This window comes from Flavobacterium sp. CR10 (assembly GCF_055814415.1).
Window position 1 is genome coordinate 3,849,256 of the sequence record NZ_CP185985.1, and the last position, 23,224, is coordinate 3,872,479.

Genomic DNA, 23,224 nt, shown 5'->3' on the forward strand with positions numbered 1-23,224 from the left:
TACTTGATTTAAAATGCTAAAAGAAAAAACATCCAGAGTTTTATTTTTGATAATCCTTATGCTTTGTGCGGTTCCGACTTGTTATGGACAATATAAGATTTCGGGATATATTGATGCTGAACAGAAAAACAAAACAGTTTATTTGAGTCTGCTAAAATATGATGAAGAAACCATGATTACCGAAAATCAGATTCTTTTTTCGACTCAAACTGATAACTCTGGTTATTTTGAATTTAAAGGCCAACTGTTGTCCGAAAAAGACAAACTCTATCGCATTCATTCCAATATTAATACGATCAAAGGACTGCAATTGGTTAGCGATAATGAGAAAAGCAATTATCACAATTTTATTTTTTCAAACAGAGATACGATTCATTTTTCTAAATCTGGCAACAATTGGTTTAGCGAATCTAAAAACAGCAATTTGACTGATAAAGAATGGAGAAAATTAAAATCTTTTGAAGAGCAGTTAGAAAAAAATAATGCCCAAATCAAAAACAAGGAAGCACAGCAGCAAGCCGTAAATGATTTTGCTGAAAGAGTAAAATCATACAGCGAAAAGAACATTAAACATCCGTTGTTAAAACTTTTGGCTTTTTCAGACATTAAACGAAATGATTTTAATATCAAAAATGACTTTGAAAAAAATGAAGTGTTTTATGATGGCATTTTAAATTCACTAAAAAACTACTACGGAGAAACTTCTTATTATCTCCAATATCAAGATGAAATTTCAAAAATTTCTAACGTTATTTTACAGCAGAAATATGTCTTTCAGAAAAAGCTCAATTATACTTTAGTTATACTAGTTTTCATTCTAGCTCTTATTTCTATTTTTCAATTCAGAAAATTAAAAGCTCTCAAACCTCAAAAAGCGATACAAGAAATTTCAAATCTGACCTTGACCAATCAGGAAGAGAAAATTACCAAATTGATTTTAGAAGATAAATCAAACAAAGAAATTGCCGATGAGCTTTTTATCTCGCTGAGTACAGTAAAAACTCATATTCGAAATCTGTATGCGAAACTGGATGTCGCAAACCGTCATGAATTGGCATCTAAATTGAAAAATCATACTTGGGATTAGTCCCAAATTCAACCTCTGCATAACTGATTTTCAAAATTGTCCAATCTAATTTTGTTTCCGAAATCTTAAATCAATCGGAAATGAAAAAAAAACTCTTATTGCTGATCTTCATCACCATTCTGCAATTTACTACAGCCCAAGAATCAGAAAAAGCTCTTAAAAACAGGCAAAATATTCAATCCTGCCTTTTGCAAGCAAAAGAACTTTTAGAAAAAGATAATGGGAAGCTTTGGGGAAAACGAATCTGGAACGACAGCATCATTGTAATCGACTTTGACAATTCAATTTATAGTTTGGTAAAGCTACCTAATAGCAAAACCGACAATGGTATTTTATTTTCTAAAACTATGGAACCTAATTCGCTTGTTTTTGTTAATACCACTCAGAAATATGAAGGGAAAGAATATGCAACTGTTCTCAATAATTATCTGGATGATAAAAGTGCTACAATTATCCATGAATTATTTCATTTACTGCAAATGAAATACAGAAAGTTTAATGGAAATCCAATTGAGTATCTTGACGAAACTAACGCCCGCATTTTATTGCGATTGGAATATCAGGCATTAAAAAATGCTTTAAAAGCAATTATCGAAAAAAGAAAAACAGATGTGATTAAAAGTTATTTGAAGGATGCTGTAATTTTTAGAAAAGAAAGACAACAGCAATATTCAAAATATTTAAATGATGAATTGGAAATAGAAACTTTGGAAGGTTTGGCAAATTACACCGGTTTTGTTTTGTCTTCTTGTGACAATAAATATGAAAAAGCGATTGAAGAAATTAACCAACGAGAAGAAGCCAAAACATACACGAGACCTTTTCCGTATGCCACTGGGCCTGCCTACGGATTGATTTTCGATTATTTGAATATAAGCTGGAGAAATAGTTTAGATAAAACATATAATTTCGCTGATATATATGAAGTTATGATTTTAAAATCAAAAATAACTATAACCAAAAAAGAGTTAGAATCAGCCAAATTCAGAAACAATTTTAATGAAATAAATAAACAGGAAATTGCCCGAGAAGAAGAACAAAAAAAGCTAATTTCTTATTATACAGATTTACTAATTAATAAACCAACGCTAAAAGTAGCACTTGCCGATATTGAGCATTACGGACGCACGTTTAATATGAACGGAACATTGACTTTAAACGATAAAGGAATTGTGTATTCTAGCATTAAAGGGCGAGATAAATCAGGAAACAATTTTGGAAATTTTGCCACAGTTGAAGGTAAAAATCAATTGGGCAAAGCGGGTATTTTAAGTTATGATAAAGATGGACTAACGTATTTTGTATTTTCACTTCCATCGAAAATTGAAGGCAGGAAAATTATAAGCGATTTTTATGAAATAGAGCTAAATCCAGATTGGAAAATTATAAAACAAAATGACGGAAATATGGAAATTGTAAAAGAATCTAAAAGCTAATTTATATTTTTCTTAAAATAAAACGAGCTTCAAAAATTTGAAGCTCGTTTCTTTTATAATAAGGTATCATCATCATCAGGATTAAAACTGCCTTTGCCAGGATATTGAATGCTATCTTTCAATTCTTCTACTCTTTTCGGATCAAATTTCGGAAGCTGCAGTTCGTTGTTTTCCTTCCATTTTTTAACTGTTTCAGAGATTTCATCCGCCTTTTCTTTTGAAAAAGGGGTATCTCGCGCCATGTATAAAGTTTGTGATGGATAAGCCAATGAAGTTCCGCTTTTTTCTATAATATCCATCATTCTCAATAAAAGATCTTCTTGAACTTCTTGTGATGTTTCGACGTTTATAGCTTCTATATAAGCTGTAATTTCAACTTTTAAAGCATCTGCAGTAATTCCAGTAAAACGAACTATAGGTGGCGTGTTTAAAACAGCAGGATGCGCGTAGAGCAAAGATCTTAATTCTACAAGCAGATAACGCATTTGATCTGGAGTGGTTTCCATTCTAAAACCAAAAATGGGATTGAATATAAAACGGTCACGATGCGCGTAATTTTCTATTTTACTTGCCGATAATTGGCCATTCGGAATCGTTACAATACTGCGTGCCGCTGTACGAAGCGTTGTAGAGCGCATACCGATAGATTCTACAGTTCCTTTTATATCATCAACTCGGCAATAATCTCCAACACGCAGCGGCTGATCGGCAATAAGACTCACACTTCCAACAAAGTTTTCTATAGTTTTTTGTGCTCCCAGAGCCAACGCAATCCCTCCGATTCCCAGTGCAGCAAGTCCGGCTGTAACATCAACTCCTATAATTCCTAAGATTGCTATAATTCCGATTACGACAATTGCGGCTTTCATGGTACGGCTTAAAAACAGTACGGCAGATACTGCAGATGCGCGTCCTCTACTATTCATTCTGCTTCGCGTATACATACTCACAAAGTCGGTCATTCGCCAAAGCAGGATTAAAAAAGCTAAAATTCCAATAGTAATTATTATAATGCTAAAGCGCTGACGCACTATAATCGAAATACCCATTCGCTGCGTAAAGGCAACAAATAAAATCACCGTAATATACATTTGAACAGGAAGAGTCAGTGCGTCTATAATAGCAGTGCCTTTTTCTGTATCGGCTTTTTTCCATATTTTCTGAATCAGGAAAATGAGTATAAAAATAAGCAGTCTCGACAATAGATAAGTGACGACTGACATGATTACGACAACTCCCCAATGTCCAATGGGAACATTTTCTAATTTTCTTTCTTTTAAAACTCTCGGCAATACTCTATCCAAAAAAGTTTTTTCTCCGCTTACATCCGCTCCACGAATTGCTTCTACTGTTTCTGCCGAAAAAAGCCATAATGCTGGCTCGCTGTCATCTGACTGATTTTCTAAATAAAGCTGTATATTTATTTTATCCGTGGATATATTTCCAACCAGATCAATGCCTGTTGTCAGATTATCATCTAAACGTCCTAATTCTTTATTACTTAAAATAGATGATGGCGAAAAATTACCTCCCTGATCCAAGAGCTTCTGAAAAGTCTTTGCTATTTCTATCCTTTCAGCCGTTTTACGATAAGAACGCTTGCTAAGAACAAGATACTGGCTTGCACGCAGATAATTCTGATCTCCAATTGCTTTTATAAATCCGTTGACCGTTCCTTGAGGTGTTCTTCTTCCTAGCGAATCGTCAGGAATTTTTACTGGTTCTTCGGCTGCAGTCTTAGATGTTCCCAAAAGCTGGGCTTCTAGCTTAGAAGGAATCATCAATAATGCCGATGCGAGCAATAAAAAAGACAATAAACGTTTAGTACCCAAAATCATATTTTTTGCTTTAGTGACTTAGACTATTAAAAGTAAGAAATATGGCAGAAAAACAAAACGTTTCGGCAAGAAAACAATTTATTTGCTGTGTCTTTTTTAAAATTCCACTTCAAAACCTTCACTAGATTTTATAAGGGCAATTTTGGAGCTCTTTACAAATTCAATTAATCCAAATTGATTGAACTTTTCAGTTACGCTTGCAATCTTTTCATCTGTTCCTGTCGTTTCTAATATTGTATAATCTTTTTGGATTTCTAAAATTTTAAGATCGTTTTCACGAATTAAAAACCCCATTTTTTCATCAGCCATAAATATGTCTGTCGAAATCTTAAACAAAGCAGTTTGTGACGAAACAATTTCTTCATTCCAAGAATAATAACATTTAAAAACTTCTATAATTTTCTCTATCTGGGCAGTTAAATTAATAACTTGATCTAGCGTTTCATTTACGACAATTGTATGTCTGTACATTTTATCGATTTCACAAATAGACATGTTTAGACTCAAAATATTGATTTGTTTTCTTATAAACATTGAGCTTAGCTTAGTGATTAACCTTATTTGATCTTCAGAATAAATAGTAAGTGTAAATTCGTTTTTCATTGCTGTTTTTATTTGTTTTTGATGGTGTTTTAAGGGAAATAAAAAAAGCCTTTCACATTTGACTGAGAAAGGCTTTTATGAATAGACAATAGAATCCTGACTCGTCATGTGATACGAATAATGATAATTGAAATAATAATGCTATTCTGGATAGAATTTTTCATATTGCTATAAACAAAAAAACCTCCCGTAAAAGGGAGGTTTTTCTAAATTGTATATTTTACTTATTTATATAACACCCCTTCACTACTATCGAATGATAATTGTGATAATAATTGAAACGATGTTAATGCTATTTTTCATTTGCTTGATTTGTTGCGCAAATATATTGATATTTTTTAATCTGCAAAGATTAATTATAACAAACAAAAAATCCGTCTTTTACAACGGATTTATTTACTTTTGAGTTTTAAGGTACTAAAACGGCTCTGCCTTTTATTTTTCCTTGTCTCATTCTATCATAAACTTCGTTGGCATCATCAAGTCTATGTTTTTCAATTTCTATATGGATTTTCTTTTGTCTTGCCAGACCTACAACTTCCATCAGTTCTGTTCTTGATCCCCAATAAGGATTAGTCATGCTTACGCCAAAAGGCAAACCATTCATGCTGTATTGATAATGTCCTCCGCCAAGACCAACAATGGTAAGATCTCCGTCAAGACTCACTACTTTTGTTCCCAAATCTATGGTAGAAGTTGCTCCTACGAAGTCTAGAACCACTTTGGCTTTTTTGATTCCTGTAATTTTCTGAATTTGTTCTGCTGCATCAGCGTCTTTAGAATTAATTACATAAGCCGCTCCTAATTCTTTTGCAAAAGCTAGTTTATCTTCAGTAACATCGCAGGCAATAATTTCTGCTCCGCTTATTTCTCTTAATATCTGTAAAGCAACGTGACCTAATCCGCCAACGCCAATTACTACTACATATTCGTCAGCCATTAATTTAGGAAGCGAACGTTTTATTGCAGAATAAGGAGTAAGCGCAGCATCTGTCAATGGCGCAGCAATAACAGGATCTAAATCATATATAGGCACTAAAAGTCTAGAAGATGGCACAAGCATATAATCGGCCATACCGCCGTCTAAACCTAAACCGCCGCCGTAAGCTTGTTCAGATTGATGATCACAATAATTTTCTTTGGATTGCTGGCAAGGTTTGCAATGTCCGCATCCCCAAGGACCATATACGAGTACTGCGTCTCCTTTTTTATAACCTTCTACATTTTCGCCAATTTCTTCGATCCATCCGGCATTTTCATGTCCTAGCGTAAAAACTGTTCCAACTACCGTCCCTTCATCTATAATATGCACGTCTGAGTGGCAGACACCAGCGCCGCCAATCTTTAATAACACTTCATCACCTTTAGGAACAGGTCTTTCTATATCATTAACTACACGGACATCTTTGTGCCCAAAAAAACGTACTGCTTTCATAAAATAAACTTTTGATTACTATTCTACTAATTTACAACTTGCATTTTTTATAAGGTTTATCACACAAGTTAAGTTTATCCTAATTTATAGCCTACATAGGCTTTTATATAGAAAGCGGTAATAATTTGGGGTAAGAAAAAAATGGAAATCTAATGTATTGATATAAAAAAAGAGAACCTAAGCTCTCTTTACATTTATTTTTTGGTTTCTATTTAATAATAAACAGACAATAAGATTTTAGAATTTGAACTCTCGATATATTTTGAAAGTCTATTTAAAAATTCCTGATTAACCATTGGGCAGCCGTGACTGTTGATAATGTAGTATTCTTTTTCATCAGATGGAACTTCTTTATAAGAATGCAATACAATGGCACGTTTCATAGCATTACTATTGGTTTCATCTAATCCTGCCAATCTAAAAGCTTTTCCGAATATACCTTTGTATGGTTTTTCTACCGAATATCTTCCAAGTGAAGTGCAGTTGGATTCTGGTGAATTGCTAAATTGAAGAATATCTCCTTTTATTCCAGTTTCAGAACCTTTTCCGTGTGCCACCAAACCTTGATCGAGAATTTGATTATTTTGAAGATCGTAAACAAAAAAGCGATTTCTCCCAGATTTAATTTTCATGTCCACAAGAAAAGCAATTTTATTGTTATACTTGTGATTTGATGCTGTAAAAGCCTTTATTTCATTTACGTGCTCATTGAGTCTCGCAAATTCAACTTCATCTAAAATTTCATCTTCGTCCCACATACTTAATGAGGTAAACGAACTTAAGGAAAAAAGCAGTGCCAATAAAAATACTCTCATGCCCGGCAAAATGTTAAGTTAATAGTTATGACTTGGGGTCATTGATAATTTTTTCTGTTGCAAAATTATACACAAATCTTATACAATTCCCATACCATAAGTTAAAGATATTATAAATATCTGAAAACTACAATATTATATGTTAAAATTCGATTAACAGACCACATTTCATGCTAAAACGTGTTAATATTATCTCAATGTAACTTCCTTTCTATTGATTTATTGCGAATAAGCATAAAAAAAATCTGCCAAGTGAAAGCCACTTGACAGAAATTATTAGAAACATAAACGCAATTAGTAATTTTTTTTTGAGCCTTCTAATCCAGCCATTTTTTTAATGTATCCATAATCAGTTTTTGATCATTTTCAGGAAAATTTTTGACTCTTGTTGAATGACTTCCTTGCGGAAGCACCATTTTTAAAGCATCAACATTCGGCTTTGGAGTTGGAGAACACGAAAACCAAGTATCATAGCCTCCATAAATGTAAAGTATTTTATCGCCTTTGTTTTCAACGTATTTGCGCACTTTCTTAATATACTTTGGATTATATTTTATTGTAACGTCTTTTGGTGCGAATCGTGCATTGGAACTGCTTTTTACAATAGTTAACAGATCTGAAACAGGTTCAAGATCAAAACCATAATAGCCTAATTCGCTCAAATGCTGGTAATAAGACGGCAGATAGACAAATGACATTTTATCATTGTAAGTCCCTACTCCAACAATTTTATTCAAATAATCAAAAAGCTCTTTTGCAGAGGCATTTACTGGCGGAATTTCCTCGCATTTGCCACCCCATTGCCAAAACGAAAAAGGAAATTCTAGAACAGCATATTCCAACGCTTCCGCGAAAGGAACTTCCGTAAATTGCATCTTTTTCTCAACTGAAAAACCTTTAAAAACATCTAAGACAGCTTCTCTATTTTGCAAGACAGCTCTTTGAAACGCTGTTATTTTTGCTCTGCATTCAGGCGTTCCAACGGTTCTTGTATGCTCTATCGTTCTTGGATCTTCGCAAGTATTAATTAGCGGTGCAACATACGGCATTGCCACATCTACATCGTTTGGATAGATTGATTTATAAATTAAAGCCGTTTCTCCTCCTTTACTGATTCCAGTTGAAATCCATTTTCCCAAGTATATTTTTTTCAGCTTAGTGACAATGTTATGATAATCTTCAATAGCCTGATCATTGGTTAAATATTCCCATTGAATCGGATTTGGTCTTGATTTTCCATAAAAACGATATTCAACCGCAACCTGATTGGCCTGCAACAAACTGCTTACTTCACTTTTAATATTTTCAGTTTTGTAACCATGTGTTTCAATTACAGTCGGTCTGTCGTAACCTAAATGCGATAGATAAATATAATGCTGAAAAGTGCCTTTCTCTGGGTGTTTATGATCAAGAGGTTCGTCTAAAATAAGCTGATACGATTCGGTATAATTTTCTAAATTATCTATTCGAGTAATAATGGCTTTTGGAAATAATTCGGTTAGTTTTTGCTGTAGATTTACTGAAGATTCCTGAGCAGAAACGGCAAAATAATTCAGGCAAAGAAAGAACAGCGTAATAATAAAGGATTTTCGATTCATTTTAATCTTGTTATTTTTAAATTTTAAAAGTAAGTGCAATACAAAGCAAAAACTGATACTATATTACCCTTAAAATGTAATATTTTATCTAGTTTATATCAACATAGGACAAAATCGAAATAATGCTTTACTTTTAATGAAAAATTGAACTTTACGTCAGTTATATAATTTACACCACATTAAATACTAACTTAAAAAATAAAAAAATGGCAATTGGAGTTGGCGGATCAACTGTAGATATTGAATTAGAAAAAATACAAAACATGACGCTTGGTGTTGTGCCAATCGCACTTCCCGAGTATAAACAGCGTATTAAAAAAGCGGTTGCTTTAATGAAAGAACAAAATTGCAAAGCGCTTTATGTAAATGCTGGAACCAATCTGTATTATTTTACAGGGACAAAATGGAATCCGTCTGAGCGTATGGTTGGCGCTCTAATTTTTGAAGATGAAACAGTTGAATATATTGTTCCGAAATTTGAAGAGGGAACTTTTAAAACTTTCATGAAAATCGAGGGAAACTTAAATTTCTGGGAAGAACATGAAAGCCCCTCTGAATTGTTTGGGAGTATTCTGAAAAATAAAAATGTAACTGATGGAAATATTGCGCTGGATGAATCGGCTGCTTTTTTTCTAATTGATGCAATCTCAAAAGCAAATACAAATTTCAGTTTTGTAAACGCTCAACCTATAACTGCGGGTTGCAGAATGCATAAATCGGCTAATGAAATTGCTATAATTCAGAGAGCAAAAGATATAACCATGACTGTTCAAAAAGCAGCGGCTCGCATTCTACATCCAGGAATTGCCGTAAGCACTGTTGTTGATTTTATACATAAGGCACATATTAAAGCTGGTATTCCGTCAGGTTCTTATTTCTGCATTGTTCTTTTTGGAGAAGATTCACAATATCCGCATGGAGTTACTTCTCCTCAAAATTTAGTTGACAATGATGTCGTTTTGATTGATACCGGATGCCGTTTGGAAGGTTATTTGTCTGATATCACAAGGACTTATGTATACGGAACTCCAAGTGAGCAACACAGAAAAATCTGGAATCTTGAAAAAGCAACTCAAAAAGCGGCTTTTGATGCTGCACAAATTGGAGCAACATGCGGATCTGTAGATGATGCTGCACGTAAAGTTCTAGTAGAAGCGGGCTTAAGCGGAGATTACGAAATTCCTGGATTACCGCATCGTGTAGGACATGGAACTGGTTTGGACATTCATGAATATCCTTATTTAGTAAGAGGAAATCAAACCATTTTAAAAGAAGGAATGGTAGTAAGTAATGAACCTATGATCTGTATGCCGGGTCAATTTGGTATTCGTCACGAAGATCATTTTTATATGACTGCCGAAGGTCCAAGATGGTTTACGGAGCCAATGCAGAGTATTGATAATCCGTTTGGATTAGAGGTTTAAAATAATTTTGATTTAATATTTTAGAAAGAGCTGTTTGTTTAGACAGCTTTTTTTCTTTATAAATTATATGTCGCTCCTCCGGAGCTTTTTCATCTCTGAGAATTGCAATTTCTATAAATATTTTGCTTCTCCGAAGCTTTCTAATTTTTGGTAAATTGAATTTTCTGTTCTTGTGCAATTATTTTTAAACATAACTCTATTTTTCGTTCTTAGAAAACAAATGATTGATGATTCTCTTTGCGTTCCAATGGCTGAAACCCATTGACTTTGTTTAAATTTAAACTTGATTTTTATAAAATATCTACTCCTCAAAAGTTTTTTCTAATAGTTTAAATGCTTCGGAGAAGCAGAATATTTATAGAAAAAATACAATTTCCAAATATAAAAAAGCCCCAGCGGGTCGAAATATTAAATCATTAATAAAGGGTAAAAAAAGTAGGGCTGTCCATTTTCGTAAACAGCCCTTCTCATTTTAACTAAATTAACTTATTACTCAACCAATAATTTTTTCTTTTCTACAAACTTTCCATCAGTAGCCACAACAATATAAACTCCTTTATTTAAATATTTAAGAGAATAAACAGTTGTATTATGAACAGTATCTACCAAATGACCTGTACTATTGTAAATTGACACTTTCACTTTATTGACATCAATGTTATCAAAAGTAAAGTTCACAACGTCTGACGCTGGATTTGGATACATTGTAAATGCTTTCGCCGTATTTGTATTTATGCCTGGCAAACCAGTGCTTCCAGATTGCAAATCGATTGTATGAGAAGCGCTCCATTCGCTAAAAGCCGTTCCATTTATTGCTCTTACTCTAAATTCATATACAGTTTGAGTTCCTTGTTTTGGAATCCATAAATAATATGTTGTAGAAGTTCCTGCCGCTGTCCATCCTGATGAAGTATTTAATTGCACTTCATAAGACGCAGCATCTGTTGATGTTGCCCAAGAAGCATAAAATCCTGACGAATATACGCCTGCATTTCCAAGATTAGCAGGAATTGTCAAAGTTGCTGGATTTGGTGGAACAGATGTTCCTGCTTGAACAGTATAATCCTCGATTTCACCATCCCCAAGATTTCCGCATGTTGAAGACGGATTAGTATTATATTTCATCACCACTCTCATTCTGGTAGTTCCAGTAAATGATTGAGGCGTAAAACTTGCCGTAACCGCACCATTTGATGAAATATTATTAATTACTTTTTCAGATGCTTCAAATTGATTGTTTTTATTGTAATCGATCCAAACTCCCCAATATTCAGTGTAAGCAGAACCAGTAAAACCTGGAGTTAAGATAACGCTTGTATTTGCATTCGGATTCAGCGTAATCACTTTAGAAGTATAATCGGCATAACCGTTTGTTTCTTTTCCAGATGCATTTACAAAACTTCCTACTGCTACAGAACTTATGTATTCATAACCGTTTGTTCCTTGCGCAGTGCACGGTGGAGCAACCGGAATTGTTACAGAAACCACATTAGAATACGCAGAATAATCAGTTCCAGATTTTGCTCTCGCTCTATATTTATAAGTGTTTCCAGCTGTTAAACCTGTATTGGTATAAGTTGATGCAGTGTTAGCTAACGTAGCAATTTCTGCATAAACATCATCTGCTCCCGCTCTCTCAATAATTACATTTGAAGCATTCGTAGCATTGTTAGTCCAATTAAGAACGGTTTCTAAATTTGCTGCATTGGCTGTTGCTGTTAAATTTGTTGGCGCCAATACTGTATTGGTAGTTTGTACTCCTGCTAGAATTGGTTCGTTTGGTTTGGTGTTATAAGCAAAATCCAAAACGGTATATCCTACTCCTCCGGCCTCAACTTTTATATGCATCCATCCGTAGCAAACACGTCCTCTGCTTGTATATTCAAAACCAACATATCCTGTTTTATTATCCCAAGTTGTATAGGTAGCGGTTCTCAAATCCAATTGATTTGGATATGCCCCTGGCGCTGCAAAATTACTAGAAGCTCCAATAGACATGCCTTGTGTTAAGAATGATATATTTCTTGTTCCAGCTTCAGAAACTAATCTTTTTCCGTAAGTTTCCATTTTTAAAGCTGCGGCTGCGTATTGCCATGCTCCATACTCCGTATTGTCTCCAATACCCAAATCAAAATATTGCCAAGTCGATGCTGCATTAGCCGTATAATCTGGATTGTTTACATAAAACACTCCATAAGGCGCATCAAATTTCAAATTGATTGTTTTTGTAGCGGTATCCAAAGTAGCTATACCGCCAGTAATTGCTGCATCTTTAAACGTAACTGTAACAACAGCATCGTTTGTTGTGTTGTGCGCAGTTGCTTTTCCTGTAAAAGAAAGTACTGTTTTAGTATTGCTTTCAAGAGTTAAAACTGCAGTTAAACCAGCCGGAACACCTGTAATAGTATAATCAGTTCCTGCTGTAAAAGTACCGTTGCTTTTTGTAAATGTACCATTATTAGTACTCAAAGCAATTGTCGCTGTAGAAGTTATGCTTCCATCATTTACTTCTGCTTCATACAATGTATCTGGAGATAAAGTTGTCGCCGTTTTATCGGTCATTCCTGTATAAATTGGAGTGTTTGGTTTTGTATTGTATGCATATTCCAAAATTGTATATCCATCACCATCCGCATTTACTTTTACTTTAAACCATCCATAACAAGTAAGGCCATCCATTAAATAATCGAATCCTACGTAACCTGTTTTTCCGTCCCAAGCTGTGTAACTCGCTGTTCTTAAATCTAATTGATTTGGATATGCACCCGGAGCAGTCATATTGCTTGTTGGACCAACGGCTGTGTTTGAATTTAATAAAGAGATATTTCTAGTGCCAGTTTCGCAAACTAATCTCTTGGCATAAGTTTCAATTTTTAAAGCATTTGCAGCATAACGCCAGCCTCCAAATGCACGATCATCTCCTTTTGCTATTTCAAAATATTTCCATGTCAATGCCGACGAAACCGTCACATCTGGCATGTCTACAAAAAAGATTCCGTATGGATCTGAAAATTTAAAATTAAAGAATAAAGATGTGCAAGATAAATCAGCTGTTCCTCCTGTGAATGCAGCTGGTAAAAAGCTAATTCCACCTGAAGTATTATTGCTTAATGCATGATTAGTTGCTTTTCCAGTTAATGTAACTGTAATTTGATTGTTGGAATTTACAGTAAGCACAGGTGTAATTCCTGCTGGGAAAGTATGCGTAAAATGAGTTCCTGCTGTCAAAGTTCCAGAAGAAACAGCAAAAGTTTTAGTTCCGTTTAATTTGATTATGGATGAAGTGTCAAAAGAACCGTCGTTTATAATCGCTTCTTTAAAAGCTGTAGCCGAAGCAGTAAGCGTGCTTCCTGTAGAATTTACGCCAGTATCAATTAAGTTTTGCGCCTGCCAAAGTGATTTTCTCGCAGGGTGTTCTAAAGCAGCCAACATTCTATCAATCTGACCTTGAGTATACATTTTGTAGCAGCCTTGCGCTCCATTGTACCCCATGTAGTTTTCGAAATTTACTTTGTCTCCGCTGCAATTTGTTCCGGGAGTACAGCCTAAAGTATGTTTTCCGTCTTCCGCTGGAGTATCGGCAACTTCATCAGTTCCAGTACATCCTCCTTCAAAAGTATGGATTAGGTTAAGGAAATGACCAAACTCGTGAGTAAGCGTTGCAGAGAATTCTTTACTGTAGGAGTTATCATACAAATATGCTCCATTAAAAACAACACGAGCTGTATTGTTTGCTGTCATGTCTGAACTGGGATACCAAGCCACCCCTGAATTATTTGTTGCTCCGTCATTGTACAAATCGTTCTGTATATAGACGTTCATATATTTGGTATTATCCCAAGCATCCGCAGCGATTTGGTCATCATATCCGCCTCCATTTCCGTAACCATTTTTAGTTGGATGAAAAACTACTCCTGTCGTACAGCCGCCATTCGGATCTTTTTTAGCAAGCTTAAATTCAATATTCAAAGTTCCGCGTCGTGCCTGAAAAAACGATTCAACGGTCTGAAAATCGGCATTACGTCCATTAAAATCATCATTAAGCTGAGCTAGGTGATTTACGATTTTTTCGTACGTAACTGTTTTTCCGCCTTGCACATCTCCATAAATATGAAATACCACTGGAATTGTGTAAGTAGTTGCAGCTGTTTTTGCCGTTGAAGATTTGCGCTGGGCCGCAAAATTTTTGCTGAAAACATCAAAGTTCTTTTTCTCTTGAAGTGCATGCGGGTTATTCCGATACACTTTTTCATTTTCTTCGCTTGTCCGACAAGGCAAACCTTGTGCGCTAACTTTCACTGAACTGAAAATCAGAAAGCAGATTAGTAATTTTAATTTCATTTGTTTAGGTTTTTTAATTAGTAACAATCAAAATTACCGCACAAGCTTCTATCTTTTTGATAGTATTTTACTCAGAAATAATACATAATTATCATATTTTTAACCTTAAAAAAATATATAATAAAAAAATATTCATAATTAAACACACAAAACAAACCTTAGCAAGTGTATTAAAAACCTTACTCTTCCCCTACAAATGCTATAAAAACAAAAAACCAGCACTTAAAAGTGCTGGCTCAAAAACAAATTAAACTAACTCAAAATTAAAATTTGTCCCAAAAAATCTTCGTTGTCATTAGATCTCCACCTATTGCTGTCGAAGCTGCTTCATAATTGGCCGTATTCAAAGTTTTATCAGATGTTGAGTAAATATTTCTAACCGGAACTTTACCATTTGCTTCTTGCACTGCTGTTGGAGGCGCCACCAATATTGGATAATCTAACCTTCTGTATTCAGTCCACGCTTCAAAACCACGATTGTAGTAAGCTATCCAAAGCTGGTACGCAATTTTTTGTTTGTCTGTTCCCGTTGCTGTTGCAAAAGCAACATCTGGACGTGCTAAATAAGTTTGAATTTTAGCATCAGAAACTCCCCAAAATTTCATACTTGCTTCTATCCCCTTAGTATAATATGTTGCAGCATCAGCTCCAACGTTAAAGCCTCGGCTTGCCGCATCTGCCAGTAAAAAACAAGTTTCGGTATAATCGAATATAACTCCTGGATTTGTTTTCTGTTTTAATCTTGCACCAGTATTTGAATAATCTGCATAATTAACCTGTTTTGCGTAAGGAGCTCCTTTATATTGCCCGTTTACCTTTGAATTTGGATTGAAGAAAAAATCGCGTCTCGGATCTTCTTTTCCATTTAATTCATTTACAAAAAATTCAGCAATATTAATCTGGCTTTCGTTTACCAAACTGTCATACAATGGATTCATGTCTGTTATTGAAGAAAAGTACTGAAACAATGCCGTATCAGCTTCTTTACTCATAACTCCTGAATTAAAAGCACTTTCTACCATTGCTTTTGCCTTTACAGCATCAACATCAGCAAGGTGCAAGCCCATTTTTAGTTTTACGCTATTGGCTAATGTTTTCCATTTTGCCACATTTCCGTGAAAAATCAAATCGGCATTTCCAAAACTTCCATTTTCATCATTCAAAGCCGCAATAGCAGCATCCAAACGAGAAGCCAAATCAAAATAGATTGTTTTTGCATCGTCATATTTTGGAAGCGGAAATTTTTTAATATCTAACGCTTCAGAATATGCGACATTACCAAATAAATCTACTAGAGTTTGATAAGCCATTACAATTTGCACTTCTAAAATAGCAAGCTGATTTTTCTTTATGCCTTCTTCAATTGGCCCTAATACTTTTGTGTTTTGAATTTGCTTTTGTGCATTTACTAGATCTTGAAGCACATCACGGTATAACAGTACAGCATGTGAACTTCCTAAATTTCTTTTCGCCTGATTATAATTGGCTTCATCCGTATAGGTAGATGTAGACCAATGCTGTGCATAGGCTCTAAAATTGTTTGAATTTACCGAAGCATTGGTTAGAAAGTAAGCATAATTAACCTGTGCGCTAGTCATCAACGCACTTGGCAAAGCGGTTTCATAAGCCTTTTCATTTTTGTTCATGTCATCTAAGTTATCACATGAAGCTACTGCACATAAAACGGCACCTGCAAAAAATATTGTTTTTATAATTCTCATGTTTTATTATTTTTAGAATTGAACTTTCATGGTAAAACTGTACTCCTTTGTAGTTGGAAGTACTCCAGTCTGGAAACCTTGTAAATTACCCGAAGATGCTCCTGCCTCAGGATCTGCATAAGGCAGGTTTTTGTGAATGATCCAAAGATTGCTTCCGTTTAAAGCAAAAACCATATTGCTGATAAAGGTATTTTCTATAAATCTTTTTGGCAGTTTATAGCTCAAACCTATTTCGCGAAGCTTTACATAAGACGCATCATATACATATTGCTGCTGTGGCATAGAATTATAAAAATAATATCCATCAGTTCCCGTTACACTAGCTGTTACATTATTTGGCGTTCCGTCTTGTTTTACACCGTCCAACAATATACCACCGCCTTGAGCAACTGGTTCACGCTGAGGAACTCCATTATGGTTATTGCTTACCGTACTTTCGTAGATTCCCGTCGTATGTCCGTATTGCTGATCTAGAGAATATACATCTCCACCTTTTTTCACATCAATTAAGAAATTGAAAGAAAGGTTTTTGTACGTTAAAACGTTATTGAAACCGCCAATCCAATCTGGAGCTACATTTCCGATGACAACTCCTGCACTTTGCAGATATCTTCCATTAGAACGAATTACTTTTTCTCCATTTAAATAAGTAAAACCAGAACCAACCAACTGCCCTACTGGCTTACCAACTTCAGCCACATAGTTTACTCCTTGGAATGATCCTAACGAAATCTGACTCGCTCCTCCTAAAGAGATTACTTCATTTTTATTGGTTGACCAGTTTACTGTAGCTTGCCATGAGAAATCTTTAGTTTTTATAGGAGTAGCATTTACTGTAACCTCAAATCCTTTATTTTGAACATCTCCACCATTAATCCAAGCTCTTGTATATCCTGTTTGTGTTGGAGTTTCTATAGAAAGAATCTGGTTCGTTGTGTTAGTTTTATAATATGAAAAATCAACGCCTAACCTATTTTTGAAAAACTTAAGTTCAAGACCTGCCTCAACTCCTTTGGTCAACTCACTTTTTAAATCAGAATTGCTTCTGCTGTTATCTGTAGAAAAACGGATTCCCCCTGGCCCAAAATTGGTATTTTTAGGATAAAGCGTAGAAGTTACCGCAAACGGAGCATCGTTTCCTGTTTCAGCATAATTCAAACGCAGTTTACCAAATGAAAGCCAATCTGCTTTAATATGATTGCTAAAAATATAAGTCGCTGTAATCGATGGGTAAGAATAGGTATCATTATCTTTTGGCAAAGTAGATGATTGATCTATTCTATAAGTTCCTTCAAGAAAATAAGTATCTAAGAAATTAAAACTTGCCATACCATAAACACTATTGGTTCCCAATGTCTGCTGCATCTCGTCAGGACTGTTAATTGGATCAATTGAGTTGGTCAAGGCATAAATCCCCGGCACAACCAATCCGCCATTTGTTACCGCGTAGATAGAATTATTAACAGAACGTCTCGTGTTTCCTCCTAACATACCATTAAAATTGATTCCGTCTGTGATGGCTGTTTTGAAATTCAATACTAAATCTAAATTGATTTCGCGGAAATTTTTATCATATCTAGAATATTGGCCAAGAGCATTTGGTGTTCTTTTAGAACCTACAGCAATACGCTCTTCCTGCAATTGATGGTAAAAATCTACTGCACCGCGTCCCATGATATCAAACCAATTGGTAACTTCTGTTTTTACCACAACATTACCGAAGAAGCGATCTCTTTTTAATGAATTGTAGTTATTATAACGCTGAAAATAAGGATTGTCGTGAAACTGAACTGCTAAATTGTCTGGAGAACCAACGTTCCATGTTGTGTTTTTACCTGTTATTTCGTAAGCTTCTTTTAGATCTCCAAAATCAGCATTAGTCGTATACCATTGTCTTACGCTGCTCAAATAGTTATTTCCTCCATCTCCGTATCCTGTTTCGTTCATTCCAATGGCATTAGAAGTCAAATAATTGGCTGAAGTTGAAATTCTCGTTTTAGGTGTAACTTTATAACTTCCAGAAAAATTAAAATTGTCTTTTCTGTTGTTGCTATTAGGAAGAATCCCCTGCTGTTGATTGTAATTCGTATAACCAAATCTAAAGTCTCCCTGATCATTTGCTGCCGAAAAAGCGATACTATTGATATATGTTAAACTGTTTTGATAAAAACTATTTGGATTGTTTTTTACAGCGGTGTAAGGCGTCGCTTTTCCATAAGTTGGCAATTCTGGATAAAACGAATTCCAGTTGTAAACCAACAATGAAGGATCAAATTTTGGTCCCCAAGCTGCATCATCAGTAGCCGTGTAAGGATGAACTCCACTGCCTAAATCAACTGTACCATAAAAATCGCCATAACCTCCCCCATATTGGTTTTGATATTCTGGTAAAGTTTTCTTGTCTACAACTCCAACATTTACACCAGAACTAAAATCAAATCCTAATCCGCCTTTTGTTTTGCTTCCTTTTTTAAGCGTTACAATGATAACACCGTTTGATGCTCTAGAACCATATAATGCGGTTGCAGCCGCACCTTTTAAAACGTTCATCGTTTCTATATCATCAGGGTTAATATCTGAAGCGGCATTTCCGTAATCGTAACCTCCTACGTTTCCTCCCGATTTTTGATCTGCCGAATTGGTATTATCATTATTCAATACAATTCCGTCAACAACCCATAAAGCTTGATTGTTTCCCGTTAATGAAGTAGTACCACGAATGACAACATTGGTAGAACCGCCAATATTGTTATTTCTTCTGATTTCAACTCCAGCAATTTTTCCTGAAATATTATTCGAAACGTTACCAGTATTTATTTTAGTTAGCTGATCTCCATTTATTTCTTGTGTAGCATAACCCAAAGATTTTTTCTCTCTCTTAAGTCCTAATGCTGTAACTACGATTTCCTGCAATTGTGTAGAACCTGCAGACATTTTTACGTTTACGTTTTTATCGCGTGCTTGAACTTCTTTAGTCTGCATTCCAATAAAACTAAACACAAGCACAGCATTTGCATCAGCTTTTATTGAATATTTTCCATCAAAATCAGTTTGAGAGCCATTCTGAGTTCCTTTAACCAAGACACCAACGCCTGGCAGCGGAACTCCATTCTCATCTGAAACAATTCCCGACACAACCCGATCTTGGGCAAAAGTCAGTTTAGTCAACAGTACAAAAAAGAGTACTGCAATTTTTCTAAAATTAATCTTCAATTTCATAAAATGGTTTTATAATTAATGTGGCAAATATTTTGCTTTTTAGATAATTATTATGATAATATATTACCGAAAAACCTGATTATATTACCCTATAAATAACAATTTCGCAATCGCACAATTACCATATTATCTTTTAGAAAAGATTTCAAAATCAAACAATTAACTCAAATCAAAATCAGAAAGCCTAAAAAAAAAAGAGGAGAATTTCATCAAGTTGAAATTCTCCTCTTTTTATAATATATTACTTTTTTTATTTCGCTCCTGGCGGGCAATTTTTTTCTGTATATCTCACAAAAGTATCCATTAAATGTTGTGAGGTTCCTTCGCCTTCATCAATGCTATGCGAACGGTTTGGATAAATCATTAAATCAAACATTTTATCGTACTTCACCAACTCGTTGATTAGGACTTCTGCATTTTTATAGTGTACATTATCATCGCCTGTACCATGAATATAAAGCAGATTTCCTTTTAAGTTCTTAGCATGAGTTACAGGAGAAGCCTGAATATAAGTTGCTTCATTTTCCTCAGGCAATCCCATATAACGTTCTGTATAAATGTTATCATAAAAATGCTGATCTGTTACTGCTGCAATCGCAATTCCCGTTTTATAAATATCTGGGTATTGAAACATTAAATTTAAAGTTACAGCTCCACCGCCACTCCAACCGTGAATTGCTACACGATCGGCATCAATAAAATCCCATTTTAGAACTTCTTTAGCCGCCATTGCCTGATCGTGCGTATTGATAATTCCGATATTTTTATAAATTGATTTTCTCCACTGTGTTCCTTTCATTGCAGGAGTTCCTCTGTTATCCATAGCAATTCCGATGTATCCTTTTGGAATTAAAGCAGCGATAAATTCATTAAAATATGGTCTGTCATTGGCAACCGTAGCCATTGGTTCTCCATACACATAAAAGAAAACTGGATATTTTTTTGAAGCATCAAAATCTAATGGCTTTGCCATGATTCCGTCAATATCAATGCCATCAACTGTTTTCACTTTAAATTTTTCTAACGAATAATCTCTATGAGGAGCAGAAAAAACATCTGCTTCTTTTGGATAAATCTTTTGATGTCCAGACAAAGCGATCAATCTCTGATTATAATCTCTCGAAATGCTTGCATTGGTATGCTGAGCGTAAGCTGCGTCAGTAGAAAAGATATATCGGTTTGAACCTTCAAAAATAGCTGGTGTTACTCTTTTTGTCTTTTTAGAGTTCAAATTCGTTTCATATAAATAACGCTGTGTGGCATCTTCTGGGCTGGCTATGAAATAGATTGTTTTTGTTTTTTCGTTATAGGCTTTATAATAAGCATCAAAATTAGTTTTGGTTATTAATTCTTTTGATTTTCCGTCCAAACTTATTTTATAGATATGCATCCATCCGTCGGCATCAGAACTCCATAAAAAGGATTTTCCATTATCCACAAACTGACATGGAAAAGTATCATATAGTCCTGAAGAAATATCAAAAACATCTATCCAAGAATTTGACTCTTCTTTATAAATTACTCTTGCCGCACCCGATTTTGGATTGCAATCGTACATCGTTACCTGATTCTGGTTTCGGTTTAACTGAATCACCATAACAGACTCGTTATTAATCCATTTCATTCGAACCAAATAATTATTATCTGGCTCTCCCGGAATGTTTAGCCAATTGGTTTGCAAAGAATCAATATTCACAATTCCGATTTTAACCGAAGATGGTCTTTCTCCTGCTTTTGGATATTCTACAGGAATAATTGTCGGATACAACGAATCGGTATTATTAATCATATAATGAAATTTGGTAGACGTTGCATCTACTCTCCAAAAAGCAATGCTTTTTCCGTCTGGGCTCCACCTAAATCCATCACGCGCAGCTAGTTCTTCCTCATAAACCCAATCAAAAGTTCCGTTGATGATTTTATCTGTGCCATCTGTTGTAATGGGTGTAATTTTTCCAGAATTCAGATTTTCAACATAAATATTGTGTTTTGAAACATAGGCAACATTTTCATTATCGCTTGAAAATTTAGCAAACATTAATGATGAAGCGTCCAAGTTTTTGCCTAATTGTTTTCCTTTTCCTGTAGCCAAATCAAAATACCAATAGTCGCCTCGGGTGTTGTCTCTCCAAACTTTCTTAGAATTTGTATAAACTAATACTTTTGTTTTTAGATCGTTCCAGACCAATTGCTCAATTTCACCACTAAATCCAGATGCCGCTAATTGTGCTTTTGATAAAATAATGTTTTGTTTATCCAGCTTATCGACATCGTAAATGACTACATTGTTATCATTATTCACCCAAAACGAATGAGAATTTGGCAACCAATTTAGATTGTTGATATCAATCTTCTGTGCAAAAACAGAAGTGCATATAAACAAAAGAAACAACAAATACTTTTTCATCTTATTTTTTGTTTTTAATTAAATTTTCAATTTCGGCAATTTCTATTGGCAGTGCTTCACTCAGGTTGATGTTTCCGTCTTCTGTTATCAAGTAATCATTTTCCAAACGGCAACCTATTGCTTCTTCTCTAATGTAAATTCCAGGTTCGCAAGTAAGCACCATTCCCTTTTCAAAAGGTCGTGAATAAAAGCCAACATCGTGAACATCCAATCCTAAATGATGTGCCGTTCCATGCATAAAATATTTCTTGTACGCTGGTTTTTCTGGATCTTGAGATTTAATTTCCTCTTCTGTAATCAATCCCAGTTTTACCAATTCGGCTTCAATTAATTTAGCCATTTGAAGTTCGTAATCTTTAGATAAAACTCCAGGTTTCAGCAATTTTGAACCTTCTTTCAAACAATGCAAAACAGATTCGTAAACCTCTTTCTGTCTAGCGCTGAAAGTTCCGTTTACCGGAATACATCTTGTAGTATCTGAATTATAATTGGCATAACAGCTTCCAAAATCAAGAAGCACCATTTCATTCTCTCTACAAACATCATCGTTAGTGTTATAATGCAGTGAACATGCATTTATTCCAGATGCAACAATTGATTTAAATGCCTGTCTTGTACCTCCATTTTTTACGGTTGCATATAAAAGTTCGGCTTCTAACTCGTATTCGTTTATATTTGGACGAATAGTATTCAAAATTCTATGAAAACCTTCAACACTAATTGCGGTTGCTTTTTTGATTAAATCAATTTCTTCATTCGATTTAATTGGGCGTAATTCGCGGGTTATTTTTGCCGCACGTTCGTATTGATGCAATGGATATTTTTCTTTGCACCATTTAATCATTCGGTCTTGCCTGGTTTCCATTTCAGCAGTTACCCTTTTGATATGCTCATTGTGACCTAAATAAAAAATATCAGCTTCAAATGCAAAGAGCTGCAAACTCTTCTCAAATTCGTGAAGCCATTTGACATTCTGGATTCCGGAAATAGCTGTTGCTTGTTCTTTGGTTAAAAAATTACCATCCCAAATGAGCGTATGTTCGTTTGCCTCTTTAACAAAAAGTATGGCTCTGTTTTCTTCTTTAAATGCATCTGGATAAAGCACCAAAATGGTTTCGTCCTGATCAATTCCCGACAGATAAAACAAATCGTTGTTTTGTGCAAAGCCCATAACATCGTCTGCATTGTTAGGCATGACGTCGTTTGAAGTCAAAATAGCCAAACTGTTTGGCTTCATTTTTTCGGTAAATCTTTTTCGGTTTTCTAAAAACAAAGAAACCGGAATCTGGTTGTATCTCAT

The 23,224-nt window shown here is 34.8% G+C and carries 13 protein-coding genes; 3 read left to right on the top strand and 10 right to left on the bottom strand.

Annotated features, from left to right (window positions below; translation table 11 throughout):
* Window positions 1–13 precede the first annotated feature (13 nt).
* Window positions 14–1,087, top strand: coding sequence for a response regulator transcription factor (locus ACNRYB_RS16890; protein WP_473728003.1), 1,074 nt, complete (start codon window positions 14–16; stop codon window positions 1,085–1,087).
* Between the two features lie 80 nt (window positions 1,088–1,167).
* A complete protein-coding gene (locus tag ACNRYB_RS16895) occupies window positions 1,168–2,523 on the top strand; it encodes a hypothetical protein (protein WP_473728004.1) in 1,356 nt (451 codons plus the stop codon).
* 53 nt (window positions 2,524–2,576) lie between these two features.
* On the opposite strand, the gene ACNRYB_RS16900 is transcribed toward ACNRYB_RS16895, so the two are convergent.
* From ACNRYB_RS16900 to ACNRYB_RS16920, 5 genes are all read right to left on the bottom strand, one after another.
* Window positions 2,577–4,361 (bottom strand): mechanosensitive ion channel family protein, encoded by a 1,785-nt coding sequence (locus tag ACNRYB_RS16900; protein ID WP_473728005.1) that lies wholly within the window; start codon window positions 4,359–4,361, stop codon window positions 2,577–2,579.
* A gap of 96 nt (window positions 4,362–4,457) precedes the next feature.
* A complete protein-coding gene (locus tag ACNRYB_RS16905) occupies window positions 4,458–4,964 on the bottom strand; it encodes an acetolactate synthase small subunit (protein WP_473728006.1) in 507 nt (168 codons plus the stop codon).
* Window positions 4,965–5,373: 409 nt separating this feature from the next.
* Window positions 5,374–6,399, bottom strand: a complete 1,026-nt coding sequence (locus ACNRYB_RS16910; protein ID WP_473728007.1) for an NAD(P)-dependent alcohol dehydrogenase — start codon at window positions 6,397–6,399, stop codon at window positions 5,374–5,376.
* A gap of 212 nt (window positions 6,400–6,611) precedes the next feature.
* Window positions 6,612–7,214 carry a murein L,D-transpeptidase catalytic domain-containing protein gene (locus ACNRYB_RS16915; RefSeq protein WP_473728008.1) on the bottom strand — a complete coding sequence of 201 codons (603 nt, stop codon included), beginning with the start codon at window positions 7,212–7,214 and terminating at the stop codon, window positions 6,612–6,614.
* Window positions 7,215–7,531: 317 nt separating this feature from the next.
* Window positions 7,532–8,812 (bottom strand): S28 family serine protease, encoded by a 1,281-nt coding sequence (locus ACNRYB_RS16920; protein ID WP_473728009.1) that lies wholly within the window; start codon window positions 8,810–8,812, stop codon window positions 7,532–7,534.
* A 206-nt stretch (window positions 8,813–9,018) separates the two neighbouring features.
* On the opposite strand from ACNRYB_RS16920, the gene ACNRYB_RS16925 reads away from it, so the two are divergent.
* Window positions 9,019–10,236, top strand: a complete 1,218-nt coding sequence (locus ACNRYB_RS16925; protein ID WP_473728010.1) for a M24 family metallopeptidase — start codon at window positions 9,019–9,021, stop codon at window positions 10,234–10,236.
* Between the two features lie 489 nt (window positions 10,237–10,725).
* On the opposite strand, the gene ACNRYB_RS16930 is transcribed toward ACNRYB_RS16925, so the two are convergent.
* The 5 genes from ACNRYB_RS16930 to ACNRYB_RS16950 form a co-directional block, all read right to left on the bottom strand.
* A complete protein-coding gene (locus tag ACNRYB_RS16930; RefSeq protein WP_473728011.1) occupies window positions 10,726–14,577 on the bottom strand; it encodes a M43 family zinc metalloprotease in 3,852 nt (1,283 codons plus the stop codon).
* Window positions 14,578–14,840: 263 nt separating this feature from the next.
* A complete protein-coding gene (locus ACNRYB_RS16935) occupies window positions 14,841–16,298 on the bottom strand; it encodes a SusD/RagB family nutrient-binding outer membrane lipoprotein (RefSeq protein WP_473728012.1) in 1,458 nt (485 codons plus the stop codon).
* A gap of 12 nt (window positions 16,299–16,310) precedes the next feature.
* Entirely contained in the window at window positions 16,311–19,517 is a 3,207-nt protein-coding gene (locus ACNRYB_RS16940; RefSeq protein WP_473728013.1) for a SusC/RagA family TonB-linked outer membrane protein, read from the bottom strand.
* Between the two features lie 250 nt (window positions 19,518–19,767).
* Window positions 19,768–21,924 carry a S9 family peptidase gene (locus tag ACNRYB_RS16945; protein ID WP_473728014.1) on the bottom strand — a complete coding sequence of 719 codons (2,157 nt, stop codon included), beginning with the start codon at window positions 21,922–21,924 and terminating at the stop codon, window positions 19,768–19,770.
* A 1-nt stretch (window position 21,925) separates the two neighbouring features.
* A complete protein-coding gene (locus tag ACNRYB_RS16950; RefSeq protein WP_473728015.1) occupies window positions 21,926–23,224 on the bottom strand; it encodes an aminopeptidase P N-terminal domain-containing protein in 1,299 nt (432 codons plus the stop codon).

Bases quoted from the DNA above. Each gene is read 5' to 3' on its own strand.
- ACNRYB_RS16890 (WP_473728003.1), top strand. From the start codon at position 14: ATGCTAAAAGAAAAAACATCCAGAGTTTTATTTTTGATAATCCTTATG.
- ACNRYB_RS16895 (WP_473728004.1), top strand. From the start codon at position 1,168: ATGAAAAAAAAACTCTTATTGCTGATCTTCATCACCATTCTGCAATTT.
- ACNRYB_RS16900 (WP_473728005.1), bottom strand. From the start codon at position 4,361: ATGATTTTGGGTACTAAACGTTTATTGTCTTTTTTATTGCTCGCATCG.
- ACNRYB_RS16905 (WP_473728006.1), bottom strand. From the start codon at position 4,964: ATGAAAAACGAATTTACACTTACTATTTATTCTGAAGATCAAATAAGG.
- ACNRYB_RS16910 (WP_473728007.1), bottom strand. From the start codon at position 6,399: ATGAAAGCAGTACGTTTTTTTGGGCACAAAGATGTCCGTGTAGTTAAT.
- ACNRYB_RS16915 (WP_473728008.1), bottom strand. From the start codon at position 7,214: ATGAGAGTATTTTTATTGGCACTGCTTTTTTCCTTAAGTTCGTTTACC.
- ACNRYB_RS16920 (WP_473728009.1), bottom strand. From the start codon at position 8,812: ATGAATCGAAAATCCTTTATTATTACGCTGTTCTTTCTTTGCCTGAAT.
- ACNRYB_RS16925 (WP_473728010.1), top strand. From the start codon at position 9,019: ATGGCAATTGGAGTTGGCGGATCAACTGTAGATATTGAATTAGAAAAA.
- ACNRYB_RS16930 (WP_473728011.1), bottom strand. From the start codon at position 14,577: ATGAAATTAAAATTACTAATCTGCTTTCTGATTTTCAGTTCAGTGAAA.
- ACNRYB_RS16935 (WP_473728012.1), bottom strand. From the start codon at position 16,298: ATGAGAATTATAAAAACAATATTTTTTGCAGGTGCCGTTTTATGTGCA.
- ACNRYB_RS16940 (WP_473728013.1), bottom strand. From the start codon at position 19,517: ATGAAATTGAAGATTAATTTTAGAAAAATTGCAGTACTCTTTTTTGTA.
- ACNRYB_RS16945 (WP_473728014.1), bottom strand. From the start codon at position 21,924: ATGAAAAAGTATTTGTTGTTTCTTTTGTTTATATGCACTTCTGTTTTT.
- ACNRYB_RS16950 (WP_473728015.1), bottom strand. From the start codon at position 23,224: ATGAGATACAACCAGATTCCGGTTTCTTTGTTTTTAGAAAACCGAAAA.